Here is a 21196-nt window from a genome sequence, read left to right on the forward strand (position 1 = left end):
GAGCAGCTCGCCGGGATGTCCCTCAGCCGACCACCGCCAGCCAGGAGTGGCGGGCCACCGCTCGGGTGAACTCGCGGAGGTGGAGGCCTGCTCGGAGCCAGGCGGTGGGGAAGGCTTCGGTGTCGTCGTGGACCACTCGGCCGAAGGCGTCGCGGGTGCGGTCGTGGCAGGTGGTGGCCAGGTCGGTGAGGAGGGTTGCGGTGGTGGTCAGGCCGGTGGCGGCGAGGGTGGTGGCGGCTCTGGCGGTGGAGGGTGGGGCTCCGGCCGGGCGGCCGCCGAGGGTGATGCGGTGCAGGGCGTTCGCCAGGGGGTGGAGTGGGGGTGGGACGTGGGGTAGGAGGGTTGCGGGCGCGGGTGGGGGTGGGGCGGATTTGGTGGCTCGGGGTTCGGTGGGTTGGGGCTCGGGGGTGGGCAGGTAGGAAGGCTGGAGGTGGTCCAGGGTCAGGTCGGCGTGGCCTTGGAGGGCTGCCGGGAGGGTGAGGGCGCCGGACACCGCCAGGGCTGTTGCCGTTCCGGGGGTGTCGAGGGTCGGGCGGGCGATGACGCGGAGGTGCAGGCCGGGCGCGGTGGCCAGGACGCGGAGGTTTTCGCGGGTGGTGGCGTTGTCGCCGGTCAGGTCGAGGGTGCCGGTGGGGGTGGTCAGGCGCAGGGTCTGGCCGTGGGCGCCTGCCACCGTGCCCTCGGCGAAGAGCAGGGTCGGGGGGCGGTGGGATTCGGGGCTGGTGAGGGCGGTGAAAGCGGCGGTGACCTGGTCGGACAGGGGGCGGGACCAGAGGTCTGACAGGGGTGGTGAGTTCCAGTCGGCGCCCTGGGCCGCTACCGCACGGACCTGTTTGCCGGCGCCGAGGCGGTGGTCGGGAGAGGCGGTGCCGCCGGAGAGCAGGAGGCCCGCTCGGCCCAGCCCGCGGTGGGTCAGGCCGGACTCGCCGATCGCCACCGGGCCGTTCGCGGCGGCGGGCACGCGTTCCGGGCCGCCGGGCAGGATCGACGGGACGGTCCACAGGGTGCCGGTGTCGTCCACCAGGTGGGTGACGACCCCGCCGTAACCCGATGTGGTGACGACGGCTTCGGTGCACAGGCCGTACAGGCGCAGCGAGCCGATCGGGCGGTACTCGCGCCTGGCCGTGCCGCGCTCGGCGGTGGTGGCGGTGGGTGCGGTGCGGAGGTCGTGGCAGAGCAGCATCAGGTCCACGAGTTCTGCCGCCAGCACCTCGCGGTCGAACGTCGAGTCGCCGGCGCGGCAGGCCGCGAGGGACGCGGCGATGCGGAGGCCGGAGGCTGCGGCGCGGTGCAGGCCGGCGACCCGGGCGCTGTGCACGGCCCGGAGCAACCCTGCCCGCACAACCGCGCCGCTGCCGGTCGCCCCGGCTCGGAGGACGGTCGCGCACGCTGCCCAGAGTGCGGCGGCGGCGGCACGTTCGTCCGGCCGGACCTCGGTCGCCGGATCGGAGGGGGAGGTGGACGCGCGGGTGGAGGCGCGGGTGGAGGCGCGGGCTTCGGCGGCTGGGGTGGAGGCGGCTGGGGTGGAGGCGGCTGGGGGTGTGCCCTCGGCGGGGGCAGCCGGGTCCGTGCCCTCGGTGGGGGCGGCCGGGGTGGTTGTGGCGGGGTCGGTGATGGGGGCTGCTGCTACTGCCACGCCTCGGTGGAGGCACTTGGGTGCGAGCAGGCAGGTGCAGGTCAGTTCGGTCGCGTCGGTGAGGACGCCGTCGTGGAGGGTCCAGGTGAGGGTGGTCTCCGGGTCGAGTTCGGCGCGGGCCTCGGCGAGGGTTGCCGTGATCTCCCACGTCGGCACCCGGTCCAGGGCGGCGTCGACGCGTTTGCGCAGGCGGGGTGGGAGGGCGTCCAGGACGTCGGCCACCACTGCGGGGGCCACCGGGGGCAGGGTCACGAGCGCACCTTCTCCCCCACCCAGCGGGCCAGTTCCTGGGGGCTCAGCGCCGCCACCGGCATTCCGGCCGCGACGAGCGCGCCCGCGACGGACGTCGAGTAGCGCGCCTTGCCCCTGTCGTCCAGGCTCGCGCAGCCCAGCACGGTCACGCCCGACGTGACCAGTTCCCGCACCTGCGCCACGAGGGAGCCCACCGGGCCGCCCTCCTCGAAGTCGCTGACCAGCACCACCATCGTCCGTTCCGGAACGGTCACCAGGGAACGGGCGTGCCGCAGCGCGCCCGCGATGTGCGTGCCGCCGCCGACCCGCACCTCCAGCAGCAGGGACAACGGGTCGGCGACCCGGTCGGTGAGGTCCACGACCTCGGTCGAGAACGCCAGGAAGTGCGTGGTCAGCGCGGGCACGCCGGCGAACACGGCGGCGGTCAGCGCGGACCACACCGTGGAGGCCTCCATCGAGCCGGAGACGTCCACCACCAGCACCAACCGCCAGTCACTGGCCTTGCGGCCGCGTGTTCGGAAGATCGGGCGCTCCGGCACGACCAGCAGTCGGCCGTCCTCGGTGCGCCGGGCGGTGGCGAGGTTGGCGCGCAGCGTGCGGGGCAGGTCCAGGCGCCCACCGGGTCTCCTGGTCGGGACGGGCAGCTGGATGCCGGTCAACGCCGGGCGGACCCGGTTGGCCAGTTGGGCGGTCAGCTCCTCGACCAGCCGCTTCACCAGCGGGCGGAGCCGGGCCAGGGCCTGCTCGGACAGGCCGCCGGCCAGCGACAGCACGTTGCGCAGGAGGTCCACGGACGGACGGACCGACTCCGGGTCGATCGCCATCGCGGCCTCGATGCGCCCACCCTCGGCGGCGGCGGCCAGGACCTCCTCGCGGACCCGTTCGCCGAACAGGTCGGCCAGCTCCTCCGACCACTCCCGGACGTCGGGGAACGGCGCGGACCGGTCCGCGCCCAGGTCGCCGCGGTTCGCACCTTCGCCGCGGTCCTGGCCGTAGAGCTCGTCGAGGGCGGCGGCGTAGCGGGCGGCACCGGGCGGGCGTTCGCCGCGCGAGCCCAGCACCAGCCGCCACCGCACGATGGGTTGGAGGGTGGACCCCGGGTCGACTTCGGGAGTCGTGGTGGGAGGGGTTGTGGGAGCGGCCGAGGTGGCGGTGGGTGCATGGACAGCGTCCACAGTGGAGGGTGCCAGGTCGTGGGCGCGCAGGGATTCCAGGGCGGCCAGTTCGGCGTTGAGCCACACCGCGAGCAGGTCGGGATCGGGGCTGCCCGGGACGTCCACCCGGTCGCCGGTGCGTTCCTCGACCACCGCCAGGACGCGGGTGCGGGCCGCCGGGCCGACCGACGTGAACGCGCCGCGCAGTGCGGGGAGGCGGGACAGGAAGTCCTTGTCGGGCAAGGCACTCACGCGGTCCAGCAGCGGGTCCAGGGCCTCCGGGGTTTCCAGCAGGGGACCGGCGGCGGCCAGGACACCGGTCAGGCCTTGGCGCAGCACGGTCCGGCGCTCGGGGGTGGTGGCGTTGTCGATCCAGGACGCGATGCGTTCCCCCAGGTCGACCGGGGTGGCCAGACCCAGGAGGACGCGGGCGGCACCCGCGGCACCGGCGATCATCGGCACGCCCTCGTCGGACAGCCGCCGCAGTGCGGAGGCCAGGCGCAGGCCCGTGCCGTGGGTGTCGTGCCGCCGGCCCAGCTCGACCAGGGCGTGGGCGTCAGCCGGGTCCTCCGAGCCCGCCAGGCCGTCCAGTTGCGCGACGGCAGCGGTCTCCAGTTCGCGGACCAGGTGGGGATGGGCGGCGAGGACGTCCGACGGTGTGCCCGGGATGTGGCCGGCTGCCAGGCGGTCCAGCAGGGACAGGGCGTTCAGCAGGTCGTTCAGGGTGCCAGCGGAAGGCAGCACGGTGGCCGCGTCGGCCAGCAAATCTCCGACGAGGTCGGGCAGACCGCAGCGGGCGGCGTCGTCGAGGTCGGTCAGGACGCCGATCGGCGTGGGACCGCCGCGCTGGTCGCGTTCGGCGCGGCGGGCGCGGAGGCGGCCGTGCGCGGCCAGGGGCAGGGTGGTGCCCCACAGGCCGGCCACCGGCAGGGTCGCGGCGGTGGCCGGGGTCCACGCGGCCTTCCACCGGGTGGTCAGCGCGTCGCCCCCGCCGACGCCGGTGGTCGCGGTCTCCTCCGCGTAGGAGACGCCCAGGACGGCCAGGCGGCGCAGGGCGATCTCACGCCGGGCGTCGAGGTCGGACCGCAGCGGGTCCAGGCGCAGGTCCGCCGGGTCGCGCGTGCCGGGACCGGGGAGGCGGAGGTCGGCCAGGAGGTCCTCCACGGCCGGGGCCAGGCCCGAGCGCGGTGTGCCGGGCGCGAGGACGCCCGTGCGGTGGCCGACGAGAACGTCCCCGGCGGCTCTGGCCACCACCCGGCCCCGGCCCAGCGGTTCGGCGTGGGTGAGGACGGACTGGACCGCCTCCACCACCTCGCCCCGGCCCGGGGCGGGCAGGCCGCGCAGGCGCGCCAGGTCGACCGCCATCCGCAGCGCTTCCCTGGCCTCGCCGGGACCGGCGGGGTGGCCCAGTTCCCGGACCCGCGCGCAGATCCGCACGATCACGGTCGCGGCGGCGGACTCGATCGCGGCCGGGTCTCCCCCGGCCTCCAGCACGGCCTGCTGCCACTCGGGGTCGCGGATGCCCGCCGGGTAGCCGGACCGCTCGTCCAGCAGCGAGAACGCATACGGGACGAGAGAAGTCACCAGGTCGGCCGACGTGTCCACTGTGGACTCGCCCGTCGCGGGCTCCAGCAGGGCCGCCGCGTGGAACGAGCCGACCACCGCCGCGCAGCGCCGGTCGCCGACACCGGCCACCGCGTCGCGCATCCACGCTTCGCGGCGCAGGTCGAACGGGTCCACACCGGGGCCGTCCGCGGCGTCGCGGCGCAGCGCCCAGCCGACCAGCAGGGCCGCCCGCCGCACCGCCTCCGGTGCCTGGCCGGGCGCGGCGGCCTCGACCAGGCGGTCCCACAGGTCGTCGCCCTCCCGACCGGTGACCGCGCGCCGCAGCGCGTCGGCCAGCGGTGTGCCGGTGGCGGCGGCGGGTGTGTGGCCGGAGCCGCGCTGGGACAGGGGCAGGTCGCAGGTGCGGACCTCGACCCCGTGTCGGAAGGCCCAGCGGATCGCCGCCAGCTCGGGCGAGAAGTCGGCGAACGGGTAGAACGCCAGGCCGCTGCCGTCGCGGTGCGCGCCGGACAGGGCGACCGGGGCGGTGAGGCCGGGGTCGGCCAGGTGCGGCAGCCACGAGCCGAGCTCCTCGGGCAGCTCGACCAGGAGCACCTCCGGGTCGGCCGCCGCGAGGAGGTCGGGCATGACGGCGGCCAGGGCGGGCGAGTGGTGCCGCACGCCGATGAGGACGGGCGCGCGGTGCTCGGCCAGTCGGGCGGCGACCTCGCGCGCGCCGCCCGACTCCGGGGGCGAAGTGGGGTCAGGCGTCGAGGACATCGCGGAGTTCCCAGAGGCGTCGCCAGGTTCGGGCGCCGGACTCGGCTCGGCGGCGGACGGCGCCGTCCCAGTAGCCCAACAACTTCGCCGCGTCGGTCGGGTCGTCCTTGCGGACCACTCCGAGCAGGTGGCCGGGCAGCAGGGACAGCGGGTCGCGGTCGCCGGGGAAGTAGGCGTCGGACAGGCCCAGCGCGGTGGCCACCGAGACCGCCTCCGCCGTGCTCATCACCGTGGACGGCCGCTCGACCGCCCAGCCCTCCTCCGACACCCCGTTGCGGAGGTCCCGGAAGGCCGTGACCAACACCTCCAGCACCACGTCGTCCACCGCGAACGGCGCACGCACCCGTTCCAGCGCCGCCGTGGCCTGCCGCCGCACCAACTCCGTCTCCGCGGCGAGGGACCCGATCGGGCCGACCGCCTCGAAGTTGAACCGGCGTTTGAGCGCCGCCGACATCTCCGACACGCCCCGGTCCCGCAGGTTCGCCGTGGCGATCACGGTGAACCCGGGTGCGGCGTGCACGGCCTCGCTCTCCGTGCCGGACAGCTCGGGCACCGCGATCCGCCGGTCGGACAGGATCGACACCAGCGCGTCCTGCACCTCCGGCAGGCAGCGGGTGACCTCCTCGACCCGCACCACGCCGCCGTTGCGCATCGCGTTGAGCACCGGCGACGGCACCAGCGCACGCGGTGTCGGCCCCTCGGCCAGCAGCAGGGCGTAGTTCCAGCCGTAGCGCAGCTGGTCCTCGGTGGTGCCGGCGGTGCCCTGGACAACCAGCTGGCTGCTGCCCGACACGGCCGCCGCCAGCAGCTCCGACAGCATGGACTTCGCCGTGCCCGGCTCGCCGACCAGCAGCAGGCCGCGCTCACCGGCGAGGGTCACCACGGCCCGTTCGACCAGGGCCCGCTCCCCCACGAACTTCGGGCTGATCACCAGCCGCGCGGGCAGCCCGTCGACGGGTGCGGGCAACGCCAACGGGTCGCCGCTGCCCATCACGAACGTGACCACCGCGCGGGGCGTGAGCCGCCAGCCCGGCGGGCGCGGGCCGTCGTCGTAGGCGGCCAGGAACGCCAACTCCTCGCGGTAGGCGTCCTCGGCCGGTTCGATCTGCCGTGCGGCGGTCACCGTCGTCCTCCGGTCTTGAGCTCTTCGTAAGCGGGGGCGTCGCCGTCCAGCACGCGCCGCCAGGCACGCGCGAACAGGTCGGCGACGGGCTCGCGGGGCACGATCACCCCGGCGGGCTCGGTGGTGAAGCCGAACATCGGCGCCTTCCACGACTCCAGCGGCAGGTGCGGGCTGCCCAGCGCGAGCCACCCGCCGGGCAGGAACAGCGACCGCCCCGCCCGGGACCGCTTCGCCGTGAGCACCAGGTCGGTCGCGGCCAGCGCCTCGCGGGCCCCGCGCAGCCGGGCCGGCTTCCACCCGGTCCACCGGGCCACGTTGGCGTCGGTCGGGTCCGGCAGCGCCAGCAGTTGCAGGTACAGCACGGCGGCGTCCTCCGGCAGGCCGGTCTTCGCCGCGACCTCCGCGACCAGGCCGGGCACGGACACCGTCGGGTCCTGGAAGTACACGTCCGGATCGGTGTCGGCCCGCGCCGAGCACGCCGCGGCGAGGGACGCCTCGCCCAGCACGTCCAGCGCCGCCACCAGGTGGTTCGCGTAGCTGATCTCGGCCAGCGCGGCCAGCTCCGCCCGGTCCCCCGGGCCGACCAGGCTCACGTGGACGACGGCCTTGCTGTAGTGGTCGTTGCTGCGGATCACCGACAGCCACGGCCGCGCCTGGAGCACCTCGCCTTCCGGTGCCTCGGCGACGCCGAGCAGGTTGTGCAGCGACTTGGACTCGATCCACGAGTTCAGCTCGATGAGGAACCCCGGGTGGGCGACCCGCTGCCGCACGAGGTCCAACGCCACCGGGAGGGCCGAGCGCAGCGGCGAGGCGGCGGGCAGCCGGTAGGCCAGCCACGCCAGCACCTCGGGCACCGAGTGCAGCTCCGCGACCCCGAAGCCCCCGGGTTCGCGGGCGACCACCGACCCGCCGTCCAGCCGCGCGTCCCGGTCCAGCGTGAGCCACGGCGTGGTCTCCGGGTTGACCACGCCGGTGACGTACTCGCCGCCGGACCGGACGGGCAGCTTCACCGCGTCGGCCAGCACGTCGTCGGGCACCGGGCGGCGCACGCCCTTCTCCGCGATCCACACCGCCGCCACGGCCTCGACGTCGGGACCGCTGGTCCACAGGTCGGCCGGGTCGGCGGGCACGGCCGCCGCCAGCAGCCGCCGCCGGAACCCGTCGTCCAGGGGTCGCAGCCGCTCCTTCGCGGTCTTCGCGCCCGCCGCGGACAGGTCGAGCAGCTTGCGCTCGGCGGTGCTCAGGTAGGTGGACTGCCAGGTGTCCACGCCGGGCATGCCGGCCAGCAGCACGGTCGCCTCGGCCGTGCCCACGCCGGTGCGCTCGGCGAACTCGGCCACCGCCGCCGGGAACCACGGCGCCGGACCGCGTTCGGCCAGCACCGCCAGGAACCGCCGGATGCGCTCGGACCCGAACGGGGTGTCGACCTCCCGCGCGGTGTCCAACCGCCAGCCGCGGGGCAGCTCGAACCGGCCCGGCGTGACCGCGTACTGGATGCCGTCGTACCGGTTGTCCCCGTTGTAGATCCACTGTTCCTGGAACACCGCCACGAACCCGCCCTCCACGGGGGTGACGCGGTGCTTGGGGTTGGCCTGGCCCTCCGGCACGGCAGCGCTGACCAGCCGCCAGTGCCCCGGCGCGTCGGCGAGCCCGTGGTCGGCGATCGCGCCCAGGAGCACGGTCAGCGCGTCCCGGTGCTCGGGCGGGGTCAGCGGGGACGCGGCGCGGTGGGCCAGCGCCGCCAGGTCCGGCAGCCACAACCACCACCACGTGGGGCTGTGCTCGCCGAGCTCGCGGCCGGCCGTCCCCCCTGCGGCGGTCGCGGCCACGGCGGCCAGTTCCGCGATCTGCTGGGGCGCGCGGGTCTCCACCGTGCCGGAGCTGCCCGACGTCGAGTCGAACCACGACAGCGCCGCGCGCATCGCGTCCTCGGTGACCACCGGGCCGCGCGGGGCGAACACCGACGTGTCGACCTGGCGGGCCCGCGCGGCGATCTCGCCGTAGCGGCGGTAGCGGACCAGCAGGTCGGCCGCCCGCCGCACCAGCTCGACCACGCCCGCCAGCAGACCGGGGTGGGTCAGGCCGGGCAGGTGCCGCCGGACCGCGCGCACCACCTCGTGGTCGTGGTCGCCGCCCGCGAACGCCGCCAGCCGCTCCGACCGGCTCCGGGCGTCGGGCGCGTCCAGGGCCGCCGCGATCATGGCGTCCACGGCCTCGCGGGACACCGCCCGCAGCGCCGCCGACCCGGCCTCGTCACGCGGCTTGAGCACGTGCCACCAGTCCAGCGGCGGCACCAGGGGCGTGCCGGCGGCGAACCGCTGGAGGCTCGCCTCGGACTTCACGTCGCCCAGCTCCACGCCGTGCACGTCGTGCAGGGCCACGGAGTCGTGGTTGCCGCCGATCAGGTCCAGCCGCCCGCCCGCGGGCAGGCGCAGCGAGCCCAGCGGGCGCGACCGGCCGGGCGCCACCCGCACCCGCACCCCGTCCACGCCCTCGCCGACCGACGAGCCGTCCGCCTCCTTGCGCACCCGCCAGCCGTGCAGGCCGTTCGCGACACCCAGCGGGCTGGCCGCGGTCGCCGCGACGGCGGGCCGCAGGTCGCAGTCCGCCGGCACGAGGGAAGTGCCGTCCTCGGCGAAGTCCTCCAGGAAGCGCGGCAGGCTCGCGCGGCCCCGGTCACCGGTGGCCGGGTCCACCTCCAGCCAGCGGAACGTGTGCTCCACCCACGCGCCGGTCCACAGCGAGGTGCCGTCACCGTGCGCACGGTCCAGACCGGGCAGCTTGGTGTCACCGGGCTTCGCGGCCCGCTGACCGGTGAAGCGGGAACCGTCGGGCAGCGCGATGGACGCGTGCGGCGCGCTTTGGCGCCCGTAGTACACCGACCCGCCGGTCGCGGGGTCGAAGATGTGGTCGGGCGCGTCGCTCCAGTACGCGCGCTCGCCGTCGACGCCGTGCCAGGTCACCAGGAGCACCCCGTCGAACCAGGACCCGGTGGGCGCGAAGGCCCAGGAGTGGCGGTCGTCGGCGGGGATGCGGGAGACGTGCTCGAACAGGATCCCGTCCGGCCCGACCACGATGAAGTCCTCGCCGCGCCGCAGCACCAGCGCGGGCCAGCCCTCGCCGCACACCACGACGTCCTCGCCCTTGACCGCACCCGACCCGCGCAGCTTCGCGACGGCTTCCTCCAGCGCGGGCCAGCCCAGCTCGTCCAGCAGGCCGGCGCGCAGGGTCGCGTGCAGCGCCGCGCCCACGTCGGTGGCCGCGAGCGCCTCCGCCGCCTCCGGGATGTCCGCGAACGCCTCCGGCAGCGCGACCACGGCCAGGTTCTCCAGGTGCCGGCCCAGGGCGGGCAGGCCCAGCGCGGACTGCCCGGCGCGGCGCGAGATCCAGTGCCGCAGCGCCGCCCGCAGGCCTGGCACGGACAGCACGGCCACCAGCACCTCGGTCGCGACCGCCGACTTCTGCCGCACGTTGCGCAGGTAGGACACCAAGCCGTCGCCGAGACCGGTCACGAACCGCTCCGACGCCGCCAGCGCGGCCAGGTCGCGCCGGCCGGGCTCGTCGTCGGCCAACCAGCCCTGCACGTACAGCTCGTGGTCGTCGCGGTCGGCCTTCTCGATCGGCACACCGCGCGACACCATCAAGTCCAGCAGGTCCAGTTCGCCCTGCCGCCACCCGCGCAGCGCCCGGACCGGCTTGCCCTCGGCCGCCAGCCGGTCGGCCATCGCCTCGACCAGGTCCAGCAGCGCCTGCGACCGGCCGTGCTCCCGCCACCCGCTCGACCGGACACCCAGCAAGGACGACAACCACTCGGCCGCGTCGGCGTTCCCGCCGGGCTCGACCAGCTCACGAGTCGCGCCGCAGGCGGTCAAGATCTCCAACCAGGTGTCCACAGTGGACGCCGACGCGGGCACGAACGTGAGGAGCTGCGCACGGATCTCCCCGTCCGCCTTCGCCAAGCCCACCAGGGAATCCCGGTAGGACTTCCAGAACGACGCCGTGGCGCGGCTGACCGCCGTGCTCTCCAGCACCGCCCGCAGCAGCCGCTCGTCCTCGGCGCGCAGGTCGCGCTTGGCCGCCTTCGCCAGCCGCCGCAGGTCTTCCGGCATGCCCGTGTACGGCGGCAGACCGCCCTTGGTGCGCTCCACGCACAGCGTGAGGAACAGCTCGTAGGCCGCGTCGGCGTCGTGCTTGCGCGCCAAGCCCTTCGCGTGCGCGGACAGCGCCTTGGCGGTCAGCGCGCCGGCGAACGCGAACTCCAGGAACACCTCCCGGGTGCGCTCCGGGTCGACGGCGAGGTCGTGCACCTCCTCCGCCTCGCGCGCCTTGCCGAACATGGTGGCCGCGTAGGTCTGGTTGCCGTGCTGGACGAAGATCCGGCCCGCCTGCTCGTAGAACGTGGGCAGGAAGTGCGGCGCGGACCGGCCCAGCATGTCGCCCAGCGCGGTGAACCCGTCCTTGGCCGCGCCCGCGCGGGACTTCGCCACCCGCGCCAGCCGCTCGACCTCCTTGACCAGGTTGAGCGCGTGGTGGGCGTTCCGGGGGTCGTTGACCAGCGCCCACGCCGGGAAGCCCAACGCGCTGCGCCGGCCCGTCCCGACCTCGGCGACCCGCGCCGGTTCGGCGAACCCGAGGAACTCGCACGTGAGGTCTTCCGCGCGACCCAGGACCTCGGGCACCAGCCGCACCACGACCCGGTCGCCCAGCGCCGGGTGCGCGTAGTGCCGCGCGGTGATGGTGTCCCGGTCCTCGCCCGCCGCGCCCACGCCCGGCAGCACGGCCCCGGCCGCGATCAGTGCCTTCTCGGTGCTCATGACGCGACCGCCTCCTCCACGACCCGGCCGGCGTGGATCGCCGACGCCATCCGCATGCCCTCCGACCACGCCACCGGCCCGACCTCGGCCAGCGGCACGGCGGTGCCGTTCTCCAGCGCCCAGTGCAGGTCGCCGGTCCACGTCTCGCCCTCGGGGTAGTCCGACCCGATCCAGAACCGGGCCTCCACGACCCGGCCGCCCTCGAACGCCGAGTACACCGCGTCGCCGCCGCGCACCGGGTAGCCCAGCGTGAGGCACCGGCCCAGCGCGTGGTTGAGCTGCTCGAACTTGCCACCGGAGAAGTCGCTGACGGAGTTCTTCGCGGGCAGCGCGGCGGGCTTGGCGAAGGTCTGCCGGAACAGCTGCTGCACCTTCTGCTCGACGCCCAGCTCGGCGCCGAACTCGCGCAGCTCCGCCAAGTCCTCCAACAGGACCGGGTGCGGCACGGTCACCGTCGCCGGTCTGCGGCGCACTGTGTCGCCGTCCAGTGTCACCAGGCCCAGACCGCGCTCGGCGTCGGCGTCGCGCAGGAACCCGACCTCGCCGTCCGCCACGACCACCAGGTCGCGCAGCACCGCGGCCCAGGCGGCGTCCACCCAGACCTCGGACAGCAGCGCCACCGGCACCGGCAGGGACCGCACCATCCAACCGTCCACGGTGGCCAGGCACTCGGCCTCGTGCCGCGCCAGCCACTCGGCCAACTGGCGCAGCTGCACCACCTGCGGATCGTCCTTGATGGACGAAGGCACCGACGACAGCACCTTGCCCTTGGCGTTGCGGCACTGGACGCGCCCGCCCTCTCCCAGCCGCACCTGATACCCGGCAGCGGCGTCCAGCCAGCTCACGGCCCCTCCAACCAGTCGATCAACTCGATGGGCGGAGGTTAGCGACGAGCACCGACAAAAACGGCCCACTTCCGGCGGAACGGTATCCCGCCGTGATCGCCGACGGGCAGAATCGGCGGGCCGTCGAGATGAGGGGAACGCGGTGGCCGAGTACGCGGAAGTGCCGGATGACGTGCTGGACCGGCTCAGCGCGGTGTGCGCGGAGCTGCCCGGGGTGGTCGAGGAACGGGCGTGGCGCGGCACCCGTTGGCGCGTGGGTCGACGGGCGTTCGCGCACGTGCTGGAGATCGAGGACGGGCGTCCGCCGTCCTACGCCGAGGCGACCGGGCTGGCCGCGGGCAGCGTGCTGACCTTCCGGGCGGCCGGTCCGGAGCTGGCCGCGCTGTCCCACGCGCCGCACCCGTTCTTCAAGCCCAAGTGGTCGGCCAACGTCGTGGGGTTGGTCCTCGACGCCGACACCGACTGGGACGAGGTCGCGGAGTTGCTCGTCGAGAGCTACCGCGTGTCGGCTCCGAAGCGCCTGAAAGCGTTGCTGGAACGCACTTAAGGCGCGTCGAAGAACTCAAGGACGCGTGTGGCGACCTCCTGCGGGCGCTCCTCCGGCACGAAGTGGGACGCGCCGGGCACGGGCACGACCTCCAAGTCGTCCGCGTGGTTCTCGTAGCCGTGCACCAGGTCCGGGCGCACGACCGGGTCCTTCGTGCCCAACAGCACCCGTGTCGGCGTCTTCAAGTGGGCTTTCTTGTAGGCGCCGGTGATGAGGATGCGCCTCGACTCGGGCGAGATCAGCTTCCGGTACAGCATCGACCCCGCCTTCGCGCGTGCGGGGTCGCGGAGGCGTTCGAGGTAGATCTCGATGTCGGCCGGGGTGAACGCGCCGGGGGACGAGAAGTTGGTCAGCAGGTACTGCGGCAGTCCGCCGTGGCGCAGCAGCCAGGGGCCCAGGCCGGGTGTGATCAGGGCGAGCTGGTACCACGCGTGGCGGATCGCGACGAGCATTCGACGGTCGAAGTCGATGAACGGCGGCGGCACGCCGATGGACACGAAGCGGCGGAACCGGTCCGGGTCCTCGAAGCACATGCGGAACACGACGAGCGCCGACCAGTCGTGCGCGACCACGTCCACCCGGTCCAGGTTGAGCGTGTCGAGCAGGGCCAGCAGGTCGTCGCGCAGCGACTCGTAGCCGTAGCCGCGGGGCGGTGCGTCGGTCCAGCCGGCGCCGCGCAGGTCCGGGCACACCACCCGACGCCGCCCGGCCAGGGCCGGGACGACCTTGCGCCACTCCCACCAGTGCTGGGGGAAGCCGTGCAGCAGCAGAACGGGGTCTCCGTCACCGGCCTCGGCCACGTGCGCACGCAGCCCCGGGAGGTCGAGGTAGCGGTGGGAGACGCCCTCGAGAGCGGGGAACTCCACCATGCGCCAACGGTACTACGATCATAGTGGGTTGTCACTACGTTTATAGTGATCGAGTGACGTCAACGCGGACCCGCGCCCTCGACGCCGCCGTCGACCTCCTCGGCACCGGAGGACTCCGCGCCCTCACCCACGCGCGCGTCGACGACCACGCCCACCTGCCGCGCGGCTCGACCTCCAACCACTTCCGCACCCGCGCCGCGCTGCTGGCCGGCGTGGTGGAGTGGATCGCCGCCCACGAGCTGCGGGACATGAGCGGCGGCGCGTTCGCGCCCAGCACGCCGGAGGAGCTGGTGGACGTGATGTGCGGGTTCCTCGACCACCTCACCGGCGCGAACCGCACCTGGACCGCCGCACGGCTGGTGCTGTTCATGGAGGCGGGCCACGAACCGGGGCTGCGTGACGCCCTGTCCCGCGTCCGCACAGTGATGGAGGAGTCGGCCGTCGCCGTGCTCACCTCGCTGGGCGCGCCCAACCCGCGCACCGCCGCGCAAGCCATCGCCGCCTGCTGCGAGGGCGTCATCCTGCACCGCGTCGCCCGCGACGACGACACCGACCCGCGCCCGCTGCTGGAACTGGTGGTGCGCGGTGCCTTCCCGCCTGGCGAGACCAGGTGACGGCACCGACCGAACCCGCACGCAGTTCCCTCTCCAGGGTGGGCCTGCGCCTCTGCGAGGCCGTGTTGCGGTAGCGGTCTAGCCTGGGGCGAAACGACTTCGAAGGACGACATGGGACTGTTCACCCTGGCCGAGGCGCGGCACGAGCTGGAGCGGCTGCGGCCGGTGCTGGACGAGATCGTGGCGCTGCGGGCCGACGCCGCCGAGCTGTCCGCCGCGCTGGCCGCGGGCGAGTCCACGCCGCTGGGCGGGCTGGCGGAGTTCAAGGCGGCGCAGGCGCGGCTGGACGACCTGATGAGCACCGTGCAGGGCACCGGCGCGGAGCTGAAGGGCTTCGCGCCGCTGCTGGTGGACTTCCCGGCCGAGCTGGACGGCGTGCCGGTGCTGCTGTGCTGGCTGGAGGGCGACCCGGGCCTGGACTGGTACCACCGCACCGACCTGGGCTTCGCGGGCCGCCGCCGGCTGCCCTGAAACCCGGTGGACCGCGGGCCGAGCGCCGGCCGACGATCACCCGCATGCTGCTGATGCTGGACGTCGACGGGCCGCTCAACCCGTACGCGGCGAAGCCGAGCAAGCGACCCGCGGGCTACCGGACGTTCCGCTACACGCGCTCGGGCGGCTGGCACACCGGCCGCGACGCACGCCGGTACCGCGGGCTGCGCGTGTGGCTCAACCCCGACCACGGTCCCGCGCTGCGCGCCCTGGCCGCCGACACCGGGCTGGAACTGGTGTGGGCGACGACCTGGATGCACCTGGCCAACGAGCTGGTGGCACCGGCGATCGGGCTGCCGCCGCTGCCCGTGGTCGAGTTCCCGGACTACGGGAGCGGGTGGCGACCCGACGGGGAGTGGAAGTGGCGGGCGGTGGCGGAGTTCGCCGCCGGTCGGCCGCTGGCGTGGCTGGACGACGAACTGGACGCCTGGTCGGGGGCGCGGACGGCGTTCGACGCCGAGCGGGCCGGGGTGCCGACCCGGCTGTGCGCGGTCGACCCCCGGCTCGGCATCACGCCGGAGCACCTCGACGACGTGCGCGCGTGGGCGGCGGGGCTGTGAGCGGGCCGCGTACGGTGGTCTTCGTGTGTGTCGTTCGGGGGCAAGGAGCTGCTGCGGATGTCTGATCGGTCCCGGACCAGGAGCGGGCGCGTGGTGCGCACCGAGCGGATCGCGCCACAGATGATCCGGGTGGTGCTGGAGGTGGACGGGTTCGAGGTCGGGCCGTTCACCGACAGCTACGTGAAGTTGCAGTTCCCGCGGGCCGACGTGGTCTACCCGGAGCCGTTCGACCTGGGCGGGATCCGCGCCACCCTGCCCCGCGACCAGTGGCCGCGCACCCGCACCTACACCGTGCGGCGGTGGGACGGGCGGGAGCTGTGGATCGACTTCGTCGTGCACGGTGACGAGGGCATCGCCGGTCCGTGGGCGGCCAAGGCGCAGCCCGGGGACGTGCTGCACTTCGCCGGTCCCGGCGGCGGTTACGCGCCCGACCCGGACGCCGACTGGCACCTCATGGCCGGGGACGAGAGCGCGTGGCCGGCCATCGCCGCCGCCGTGGAGGCGTTGCCGGCGGGTGCGGTGGCGAAGGTGTTCGTCGAGGTCGACGGGCCGGAGGACGAGCACGACGTGCCCGGGGTGACCTGGTTGCACCGCGATGGACGTCGGCGTGGGGAGCTCTTGGTGGAGGCCGTGCGGTCTTTGGAGTTCCCGGCGGGTGACGTGCACGTGTTCGTCCACGGCGAGGCCAACGCCGTGAAGGCATTGCGCGGCCACCTGCGGCAGGAACGCCAGGTGCCGCGCGAGCGCATGTCGATCTCGGGCTACTGGCGGTTGGGCGCGGACGAGGACGGGTGGCAGGCGGGCAAGTCGGAGTTCAACCGGGCCATGGAGCAGGAGCAGGAAGCCTAGACCTCGACGCGGTGGGCCTCGGCGTCCCGGGCGGTGCGGTAGTGCTCCTCCCGCAGCCCCACCTTGGCCGCCGCGTCGGCCGCGATCCGCAGGGTGACCAGGGCCAGGCCGGGCACGTCCGCCCGGTCGGCGGTCTCGAACGCCGTCCGGGCCAGGTCGCCGGACGCGTCCCGGGCCAGCGCGAACAACTCCTCGGCGTAATGGCGGCCCAGACCGAACTCGCGCCACTCCGGCACGTCCGCCAACGCCGCCGCGCAGTCCCACAGCGCCGACCACGCGGCGTCGTGCCGGCCGGCCAGGCGTTCGTGGCGGGCCAAGGTCTTCAAGGCCGACGCCGTGCCCCAGGCGTCGCGGGCGAAGGCGAGCAGGTCGCGTTGCGCCGCCGCGGCCTCGGCGTGTGCGCCCAGGTCGGCGTAACGGCCGCGCAGCACGGTCAGCGTTTCCTCGTTCCGGTCCCGGCCCTGCGACCAGAGGTCGAGCCAGGTGCGGGCGTCCGCGTGCCGGCCGAGCCGCGCGGCGCGGTCGGACCAGGTGAGCGGGTTCTCGTCGGCCGGGTCCGCCGGGAACCAGGACTGCTTGCGGCGCCACCACCGCGCCAGGTCGACCTCGCCCACGTCGGCCAGCCGCTCCAGCACGGCGTCGCGCTCGGGGTGGTCGCTCGCGCGCACGAACTCCAGCGTCTCCGCCACTCCGGCCGCCACCACGTACTCGACGTCGTAGCCGCTCCACGTGTCGAAGTTCGCGCGCTTGAGGTCCCAGTGCAGCCACACGTCGGTCACATCGCGGTAGGAGGCCAGCAGGAACCCCACCAACTCGGACTCCTCGGTGTGCCCCTGGAAGTCGTCGTCCGCGCGGTCCTCCGCCTCGGCCGCCGCCAGCGTCCGCACCAGGTCGTGGTCGTCGGGGCGCAGGTCGTACTGCAAGCCCCACAGGACCAGCGGGCGGTCCTCGACGTCGCCGAGCCTCGCCCGTGCCAGGGCCGTTCGCGCCAACTCGATCACGCGCACCAGTATGGCGATGACCGAGACTTTACGAATCGGTGATCGGGATACGACAAGAATCTCCCCCTGTGGACCTGCTGCCCTGTGGACATGCCGCCCGCGTCGGACGTTCGAAGCTCTGCGAGCACCTGCTGGTCGAGGAGCCGCCCGAGATCCACCGGCGGCTGACCGGGGTCGGCACGGAGTACGACCTCGTGTGCGCCGCCTGTGCGGAAGCGCGGGACCTGGTCGTGGCGTGCGAGGGGTGCGTCGAGCGGGCCGAGGAGGAGTTCACGGCGTCGCCGCTGCCGTGGTTGGGCGAGCCCGGGATCCGGCACCTCGACGGCGAGGCGGGTGGCACCCGGGACGAGCGGGAGTGGCGGGTGGTCCCGCTCGGGGACCGGTGCCTGGCGCCGCTGCCCGACGGGTGGTTGGTGCTGACCGCGGACGGGTTGGTGGCGTGGGGCGAGGACGGGTCGCGGCTGGTCGGCGCCGTGGACGTGCCGGCCGACGACACCGATCGGAAGCCGTACAAGCAGCGCCGGGCCGCCGTGCACACCTCCCCGGACGGTCGGTTCGCGGCCGTGGTCACCGACTACGGGCAGTACGGGACCGTGGTGGACCTGCGCGACGGCTCCCCCGTCCTGGCCCTGGACCGGGGCGGCTACCACGTCGACACCACGCCGTTCCCGGTGGCGTTCGTCGGCTCGACCGTCATCGCCGCGACCGCCTGGAACCGGCTGGACGCGTTCGACGCCGCCACCGGGCGTCTGCTCACCGGCCGGGACCTGTCCCAGCGCTACTCCGGCTACTTCCACGGCGCCCTGCACCCCAGCCCGGACGGCCGGTGGCTGGTGTGCGACAGCTGGGTGTGGAGCCCGGCCGGCACGCCCCACGTGGTCGACCTGGACGCCTGGCTGCACGGCGGCCGACCGTTCGCGCCCGAGGACGGCAGGAAGTTGTCCCAGCGCTGGTACGCGTGGGACCAGCCGATCGCGTGGGTGGACGAACGCACGATCGCCATCCAGCGCATCGGCCACGACGACGAGGCGATGCTGCCCGGGGTCGAGCTGTACACCGTGCCCGAGCACCGGCTGAAGGGTCTGCTGGCCGGACCGGACGGGCCGATGTGGGCGCACGGCGGCCTGCTCTACGTCGCCACGGAGGCCGGGCTGGAGGTGTGGGACCCCGGACAAGGCGCGCGCACCGCGGTGGTCGAGGGTTTCCGGCCGCAAGCCCACAACCCGGCCACGGGCGCGTTCGCGCGGCTGTCGGGTGGGCGGCTCACGACCTGGACGCCCACCGGGTGGGGCAGGATGCCGGCGTGACCGTTTCCGCAGTGCTGCGCACGCTGGCGCGGCTCAGCGCTTCCGAGCAGCCGCAACGGGGCCGGCTGGACATCGCGAAGACCGCCGGGCTGGCGTGGTTGGGCGACGAACCCGCCGCGTGGACCGCCCTGGTCCTCGACGCCGAGGCCGAGTCGGTGCCGTGGACCGCGCGCCAGGACCAGCGGCACGCGGTGGAGCGGCTGGCGGCGTTCGACGCGCTGCACCGCGAGGACCGGTTGCTGCGGCTGGGCTGGGCGTTCCTGTGCGGTCCGGCGGAAGTGGGCGGGCAGCGGCGGCGGGTGTGCCTGCCGCTGGTGTCGCGACCGGTGCGCCTGCACCACGTGGGCGGGCGGCGGTACAAGGTCCAGCCGGCGGGCGACATCGCCGTGTACCCGCTGGCGGACGAGGCGAAGGTCGACGAGTTGGAGACCGGGCTGGAGCCGACCGACGAGTGGATCGCGGCGGTGCTGGCGGCGAGCGGGTTCGTCGACGTGCCGGTGCTCCACGACGTCCGCGACCTCGGACCGCACGTCGGCGGGGACGGGTTGGTCGTGGTGTCGGGCGCGGGCCTGCACGCGGGTGAGCCGGTGGTCAGCACCGAGCGCGGTGCCGCCCTCTACACGTGGGCGCGGGCGGCGGGCATCGAGGACACCGCCCTGGCCCGGCTGTACGCGCCGGTCGAGGTCTCCGCTTCCGACGACGCCGTCACCGAGGTGCTGCCGCTGACGCCGAGCCAGCGCGCCGCCGTCCAGGCGGCCCGGTCCGCGCCGATCACCGTGGTGGGCGGTCCGCCGGGCAGCGGGAAGACGCACACGCTGGCCGCGATCGCGCTGGACGCCGTGGCGCGAGGCGAGTCGGTGCTGCTGGCCAGCCGCACCCGCAACGCCGCCGACGTGCTCGGGGCCGCGCTGCGCCGCGCGGGCGGCCCGGTGCCGGTCCTGTTCGGCGACTCCGAGCTGCGCCAGGAGATGGCCCGCGAACTGGGCGACGGCCTGGCTCCCGTCGACAAGGGCGAGGTGAACGACCTCGACCGGGCGCGGCGGGCGGCGGACGCGGCGGTGGCGCGGGTCGAGCGGGCCGTGGCGGACGCGTTGCGGGACGAGGAGCTCGCGGGCGAGGCGGTGCGGCGGGAAGCGCTCATGCCCGCGCACCGGGCGGTGGCCCCGAAAGCGTTCGCGGACATCGACCTGGACCGTCTCCAGGGCTTGTTGAGACCCCGCGAAGGCTTTCTGGCGGGGTTGCGGACGTGGTGGGCACTGCGGTCGGCCCGCCGGCTCGCGGGCGCGGCGGCCACCACCGACCCGGTCGAGCTGGAGGCCGCGGTGCGGGCGGCCGAGCAGTCCGCCGCGCACGTCCGGCTGGCCGCGAGCGGCGGCACGTCGTTGACCGCGCTGCGGGACCTGCTGGCCGAGGAGGACACCCGCCGCCACCGCACGACGGCCGCCTGGTTGCGCGCCCGGTCCGGCAGCGCCCGCGGCGCGGGTCCCCGGCGGGCGGTGGCGGCGCTGGCGCGGGCGTTGCGCTCGGGACCGGCCGGGCGGCGGCGGGCGCTGGCCGACGTCGCGCCGCACGACCTGGTCGCCGCGCTGCCGCTGTGGGTGGGGACGCTGTCGGAGGTGGAGGACATCCTCCCCGCCGTGCCGGGCATGTTCGACCTGGTCGTGGTGGACGAGGCCAGCCACGTCGACCAACCCCTGGCCGCGCCGGCGTTGCTGCGCGGCAGGCGGGCCGTGATCGGCGGCGACCCGCGCCAGCTGCGGCACGTCTCGTTCGTCGGCGACCAGGCCGTGCGGGACGCCGTGGCCGCCGAGGGGACGCAAGCGCTGGCCGACCGGCTGGACGTGCCCAAGGTGAGCCTGTTCGACGCGGGCGCGGCGGCGGCCGGCGTGCACTGGCTGACCGAGCACCACCGCTGCGCCCCGCACCTGATCGGGTTCGCCACGCAGAAGTTCTACGACGGCCGGATCGCGCTGCTCACCACGCACCCCGCGATCGCCGACGTGGACTGCATCGACACCGAGCACGTCCCGGGCACGCGCGACAGCAAGGGCGTCAACCCGGTCGAGGCGGACGCCGTGCTGGCCCACGTGGGCCGGCGGATCGAGGAAGGCGTGCGGTCGATCGGCGTGGTGACGCCGTTCCGTGCGCAGGCCGACGCCCTGGAGCAGACCCTGCTGGACAAGCTGTCGCTGGACGAGATCACCACCGGCGGTGTGCGCGTGGGCACCGTGCACGGGGTGCAGGGCTCGGAGTTCGACGAGGTGGTGGTGAGCCTGGCGCTGACCGACGAGGACAAGCCGAACGCGTGGCGGTTCGCGGGCGACCGCAACCTGCTGGCCGTGCTGACCACCCGCGCCCGCCGCCGCGTGCACCTGGTGACGTCCGCGACCCGGCCGGTGGGCCTGGTCGGCGAGTACCTGCGGCACGCCCGGGTCACCCCCACCGAAACGGAGGGGCTGGAGCCGTCCGACGAGTGGACCGCCCGGCTGGCGGAGGCGTTGCGCGCGGCCGGGCACACCGTGCGGACCGGCTACCCGGTCGGCGAGTGGCGGCTGGACCTGGTCGTCGGCGAGGGCGTCGACGCCGTCGCGGTGGAGACCCGGCCGCACCCCGACGGGGTGGAGGCGCACCTGGCGCGGTGGCGTGCCCTGCACGGCGCGGGCTGGCGGGTGCACGACGCCTTCCCCAGCCGCTTCGACCGCGACCCGGTGCGGGCGGCGGTCGGGCTCGCCCCGGAGCTGGGCGCCACCACGGCCGTCTGACCTGCGCCCCTGCGGCGGGTGCGGCGAACGGGTTAGCATCGCGTGC

At 74.8% G+C, this 21196-nt stretch carries 14 protein-coding genes; 7 read left to right on the forward strand and 7 right to left on the reverse strand.

The genetic code is table 11. The annotated features are described in order from the left end of the window. Positions 1 to 22: 22 nt before the first annotated feature. From DFJ66_RS42500 to DFJ66_RS06575, 5 genes are read right to left on the reverse strand one after another with little or no spacing between them, the layout of a single operon-like run. Positions 23 to 1888, reverse strand: a complete 1866-nt coding sequence (locus DFJ66_RS42500; protein ID WP_170199163.1) for a hypothetical protein — start codon at positions 1886 to 1888, stop codon at positions 23 to 25. After that, complete coding sequence (locus DFJ66_RS06560) at positions 1885 to 5367, reverse strand: DUF5682 family protein (RefSeq protein WP_121218915.1); 3483 nt, start codon at positions 5365 to 5367, stop codon at positions 1885 to 1887. The genes DFJ66_RS42500 and DFJ66_RS06560 overlap by 4 nt, the downstream gene beginning before the upstream one ends. Continuing rightward, entirely contained in the window at positions 5351 to 6490 is a 1140-nt protein-coding gene (locus DFJ66_RS06565; protein ID WP_121218917.1) for an ATP-binding protein, read from the reverse strand. The genes DFJ66_RS06560 and DFJ66_RS06565 overlap by 17 nt, the downstream gene beginning before the upstream one ends. After that, a complete protein-coding gene (locus tag DFJ66_RS06570; RefSeq protein ID WP_121218919.1) occupies positions 6487 to 11304 on the reverse strand; it encodes a hypothetical protein in 4818 nt (1605 codons plus the stop codon). Before DFJ66_RS06570 ends, DFJ66_RS06565 begins: the two co-directional genes overlap by 4 nt. Next, the gene (locus DFJ66_RS06575; RefSeq protein ID WP_121218921.1) at positions 11301 to 12149 is read right to left on the reverse strand and encodes a DUF4132 domain-containing protein; all 849 of its coding nucleotides are present in this window, start codon (positions 12147 to 12149) and stop codon (positions 11301 to 11303) included. The genes DFJ66_RS06570 and DFJ66_RS06575 overlap by 4 nt, the downstream gene beginning before the upstream one ends. A 142-nt stretch (positions 12150 to 12291) precedes the next feature. Between DFJ66_RS06575 and DFJ66_RS06580 the strand changes: the two genes are divergently transcribed. Then, a complete protein-coding gene (locus tag DFJ66_RS06580) occupies positions 12292 to 12696 on the forward strand; it encodes an MmcQ/YjbR family DNA-binding protein (RefSeq protein WP_121218923.1) in 405 nt (134 codons plus the stop codon). Here DFJ66_RS06580 and DFJ66_RS06585 read toward each other — a convergent pair. Further along, positions 12693 to 13565, reverse strand: coding sequence for an alpha/beta fold hydrolase (locus DFJ66_RS06585; protein ID WP_121218925.1), 873 nt, complete (start codon positions 13563 to 13565; stop codon positions 12693 to 12695). The two genes, DFJ66_RS06580 and DFJ66_RS06585, sit on opposite strands and share 4 nt — an antisense overlap. A gap of 53 nt (positions 13566 to 13618) precedes the next feature. Between DFJ66_RS06585 and DFJ66_RS06590 the strand changes: the two genes are divergently transcribed. The 4 genes from DFJ66_RS06590 (at position 13619) to DFJ66_RS06605 (ending at position 16080) form a co-directional block, all read left to right on the forward strand. Next, positions 13619 to 14179 carry a TetR/AcrR family transcriptional regulator gene (locus tag DFJ66_RS06590; RefSeq protein WP_121218927.1) on the forward strand — a complete coding sequence of 187 codons (561 nt, stop codon included), beginning with the start codon at positions 13619 to 13621 and terminating at the stop codon, positions 14177 to 14179. A gap of 111 nt (positions 14180 to 14290) precedes the next feature. After that, a complete protein-coding gene (locus tag DFJ66_RS06595) occupies positions 14291 to 14650 on the forward strand; it encodes a DUF2203 domain-containing protein (protein WP_121218929.1) in 360 nt (119 codons plus the stop codon). Positions 14651 to 14694: 44 nt separating this feature from the next. Next, on the forward strand, positions 14695 to 15231 hold the full coding sequence (locus tag DFJ66_RS06600; protein ID WP_170199165.1) for an HAD domain-containing protein: 537 nt from the start codon (positions 14695 to 14697) through the stop codon (positions 15229 to 15231). A 57-nt stretch (positions 15232 to 15288) separates the two neighbouring features. After that, positions 15289 to 16080 carry a siderophore-interacting protein gene (locus DFJ66_RS06605; protein WP_121230774.1) on the forward strand — a complete coding sequence of 264 codons (792 nt, stop codon included), beginning with the start codon at positions 15289 to 15291 and terminating at the stop codon, positions 16078 to 16080. Here DFJ66_RS06605 and DFJ66_RS06610 read toward each other — a convergent pair. Next, positions 16077 to 17081, reverse strand: coding sequence for a hypothetical protein (locus DFJ66_RS06610; protein WP_211351009.1), 1005 nt, complete (start codon positions 17079 to 17081; stop codon positions 16077 to 16079). The two genes, DFJ66_RS06605 and DFJ66_RS06610, sit on opposite strands and share 4 nt — an antisense overlap. A gap of 68 nt (positions 17082 to 17149) precedes the next feature. Between DFJ66_RS06610 and DFJ66_RS42505 the strand changes: the two genes are divergently transcribed. Both DFJ66_RS42505 and DFJ66_RS06615 read left to right on the forward strand, forming a co-directional pair. Further along, positions 17150 to 18388, forward strand: a complete 1239-nt coding sequence (locus tag DFJ66_RS42505; RefSeq protein ID WP_170199167.1) for a WD40 repeat domain-containing protein — start codon at positions 17150 to 17152, stop codon at positions 18386 to 18388. Beyond that, entirely contained in the window at positions 18385 to 21150 is a 2766-nt protein-coding gene (locus DFJ66_RS06615) for an AAA domain-containing protein (protein WP_170199169.1), read from the forward strand. Before DFJ66_RS42505 ends, DFJ66_RS06615 begins: the two co-directional genes overlap by 4 nt. The last annotated feature ends 46 nt before the right edge of the window (positions 21151 to 21196 follow it).

The organism is Saccharothrix variisporea (assembly GCF_003634995.1).
In the GTDB taxonomy this organism is placed as follows: Bacteria; Actinomycetota; Actinomycetes; order Mycobacteriales; family Pseudonocardiaceae; genus Actinosynnema; species Actinosynnema variisporeum.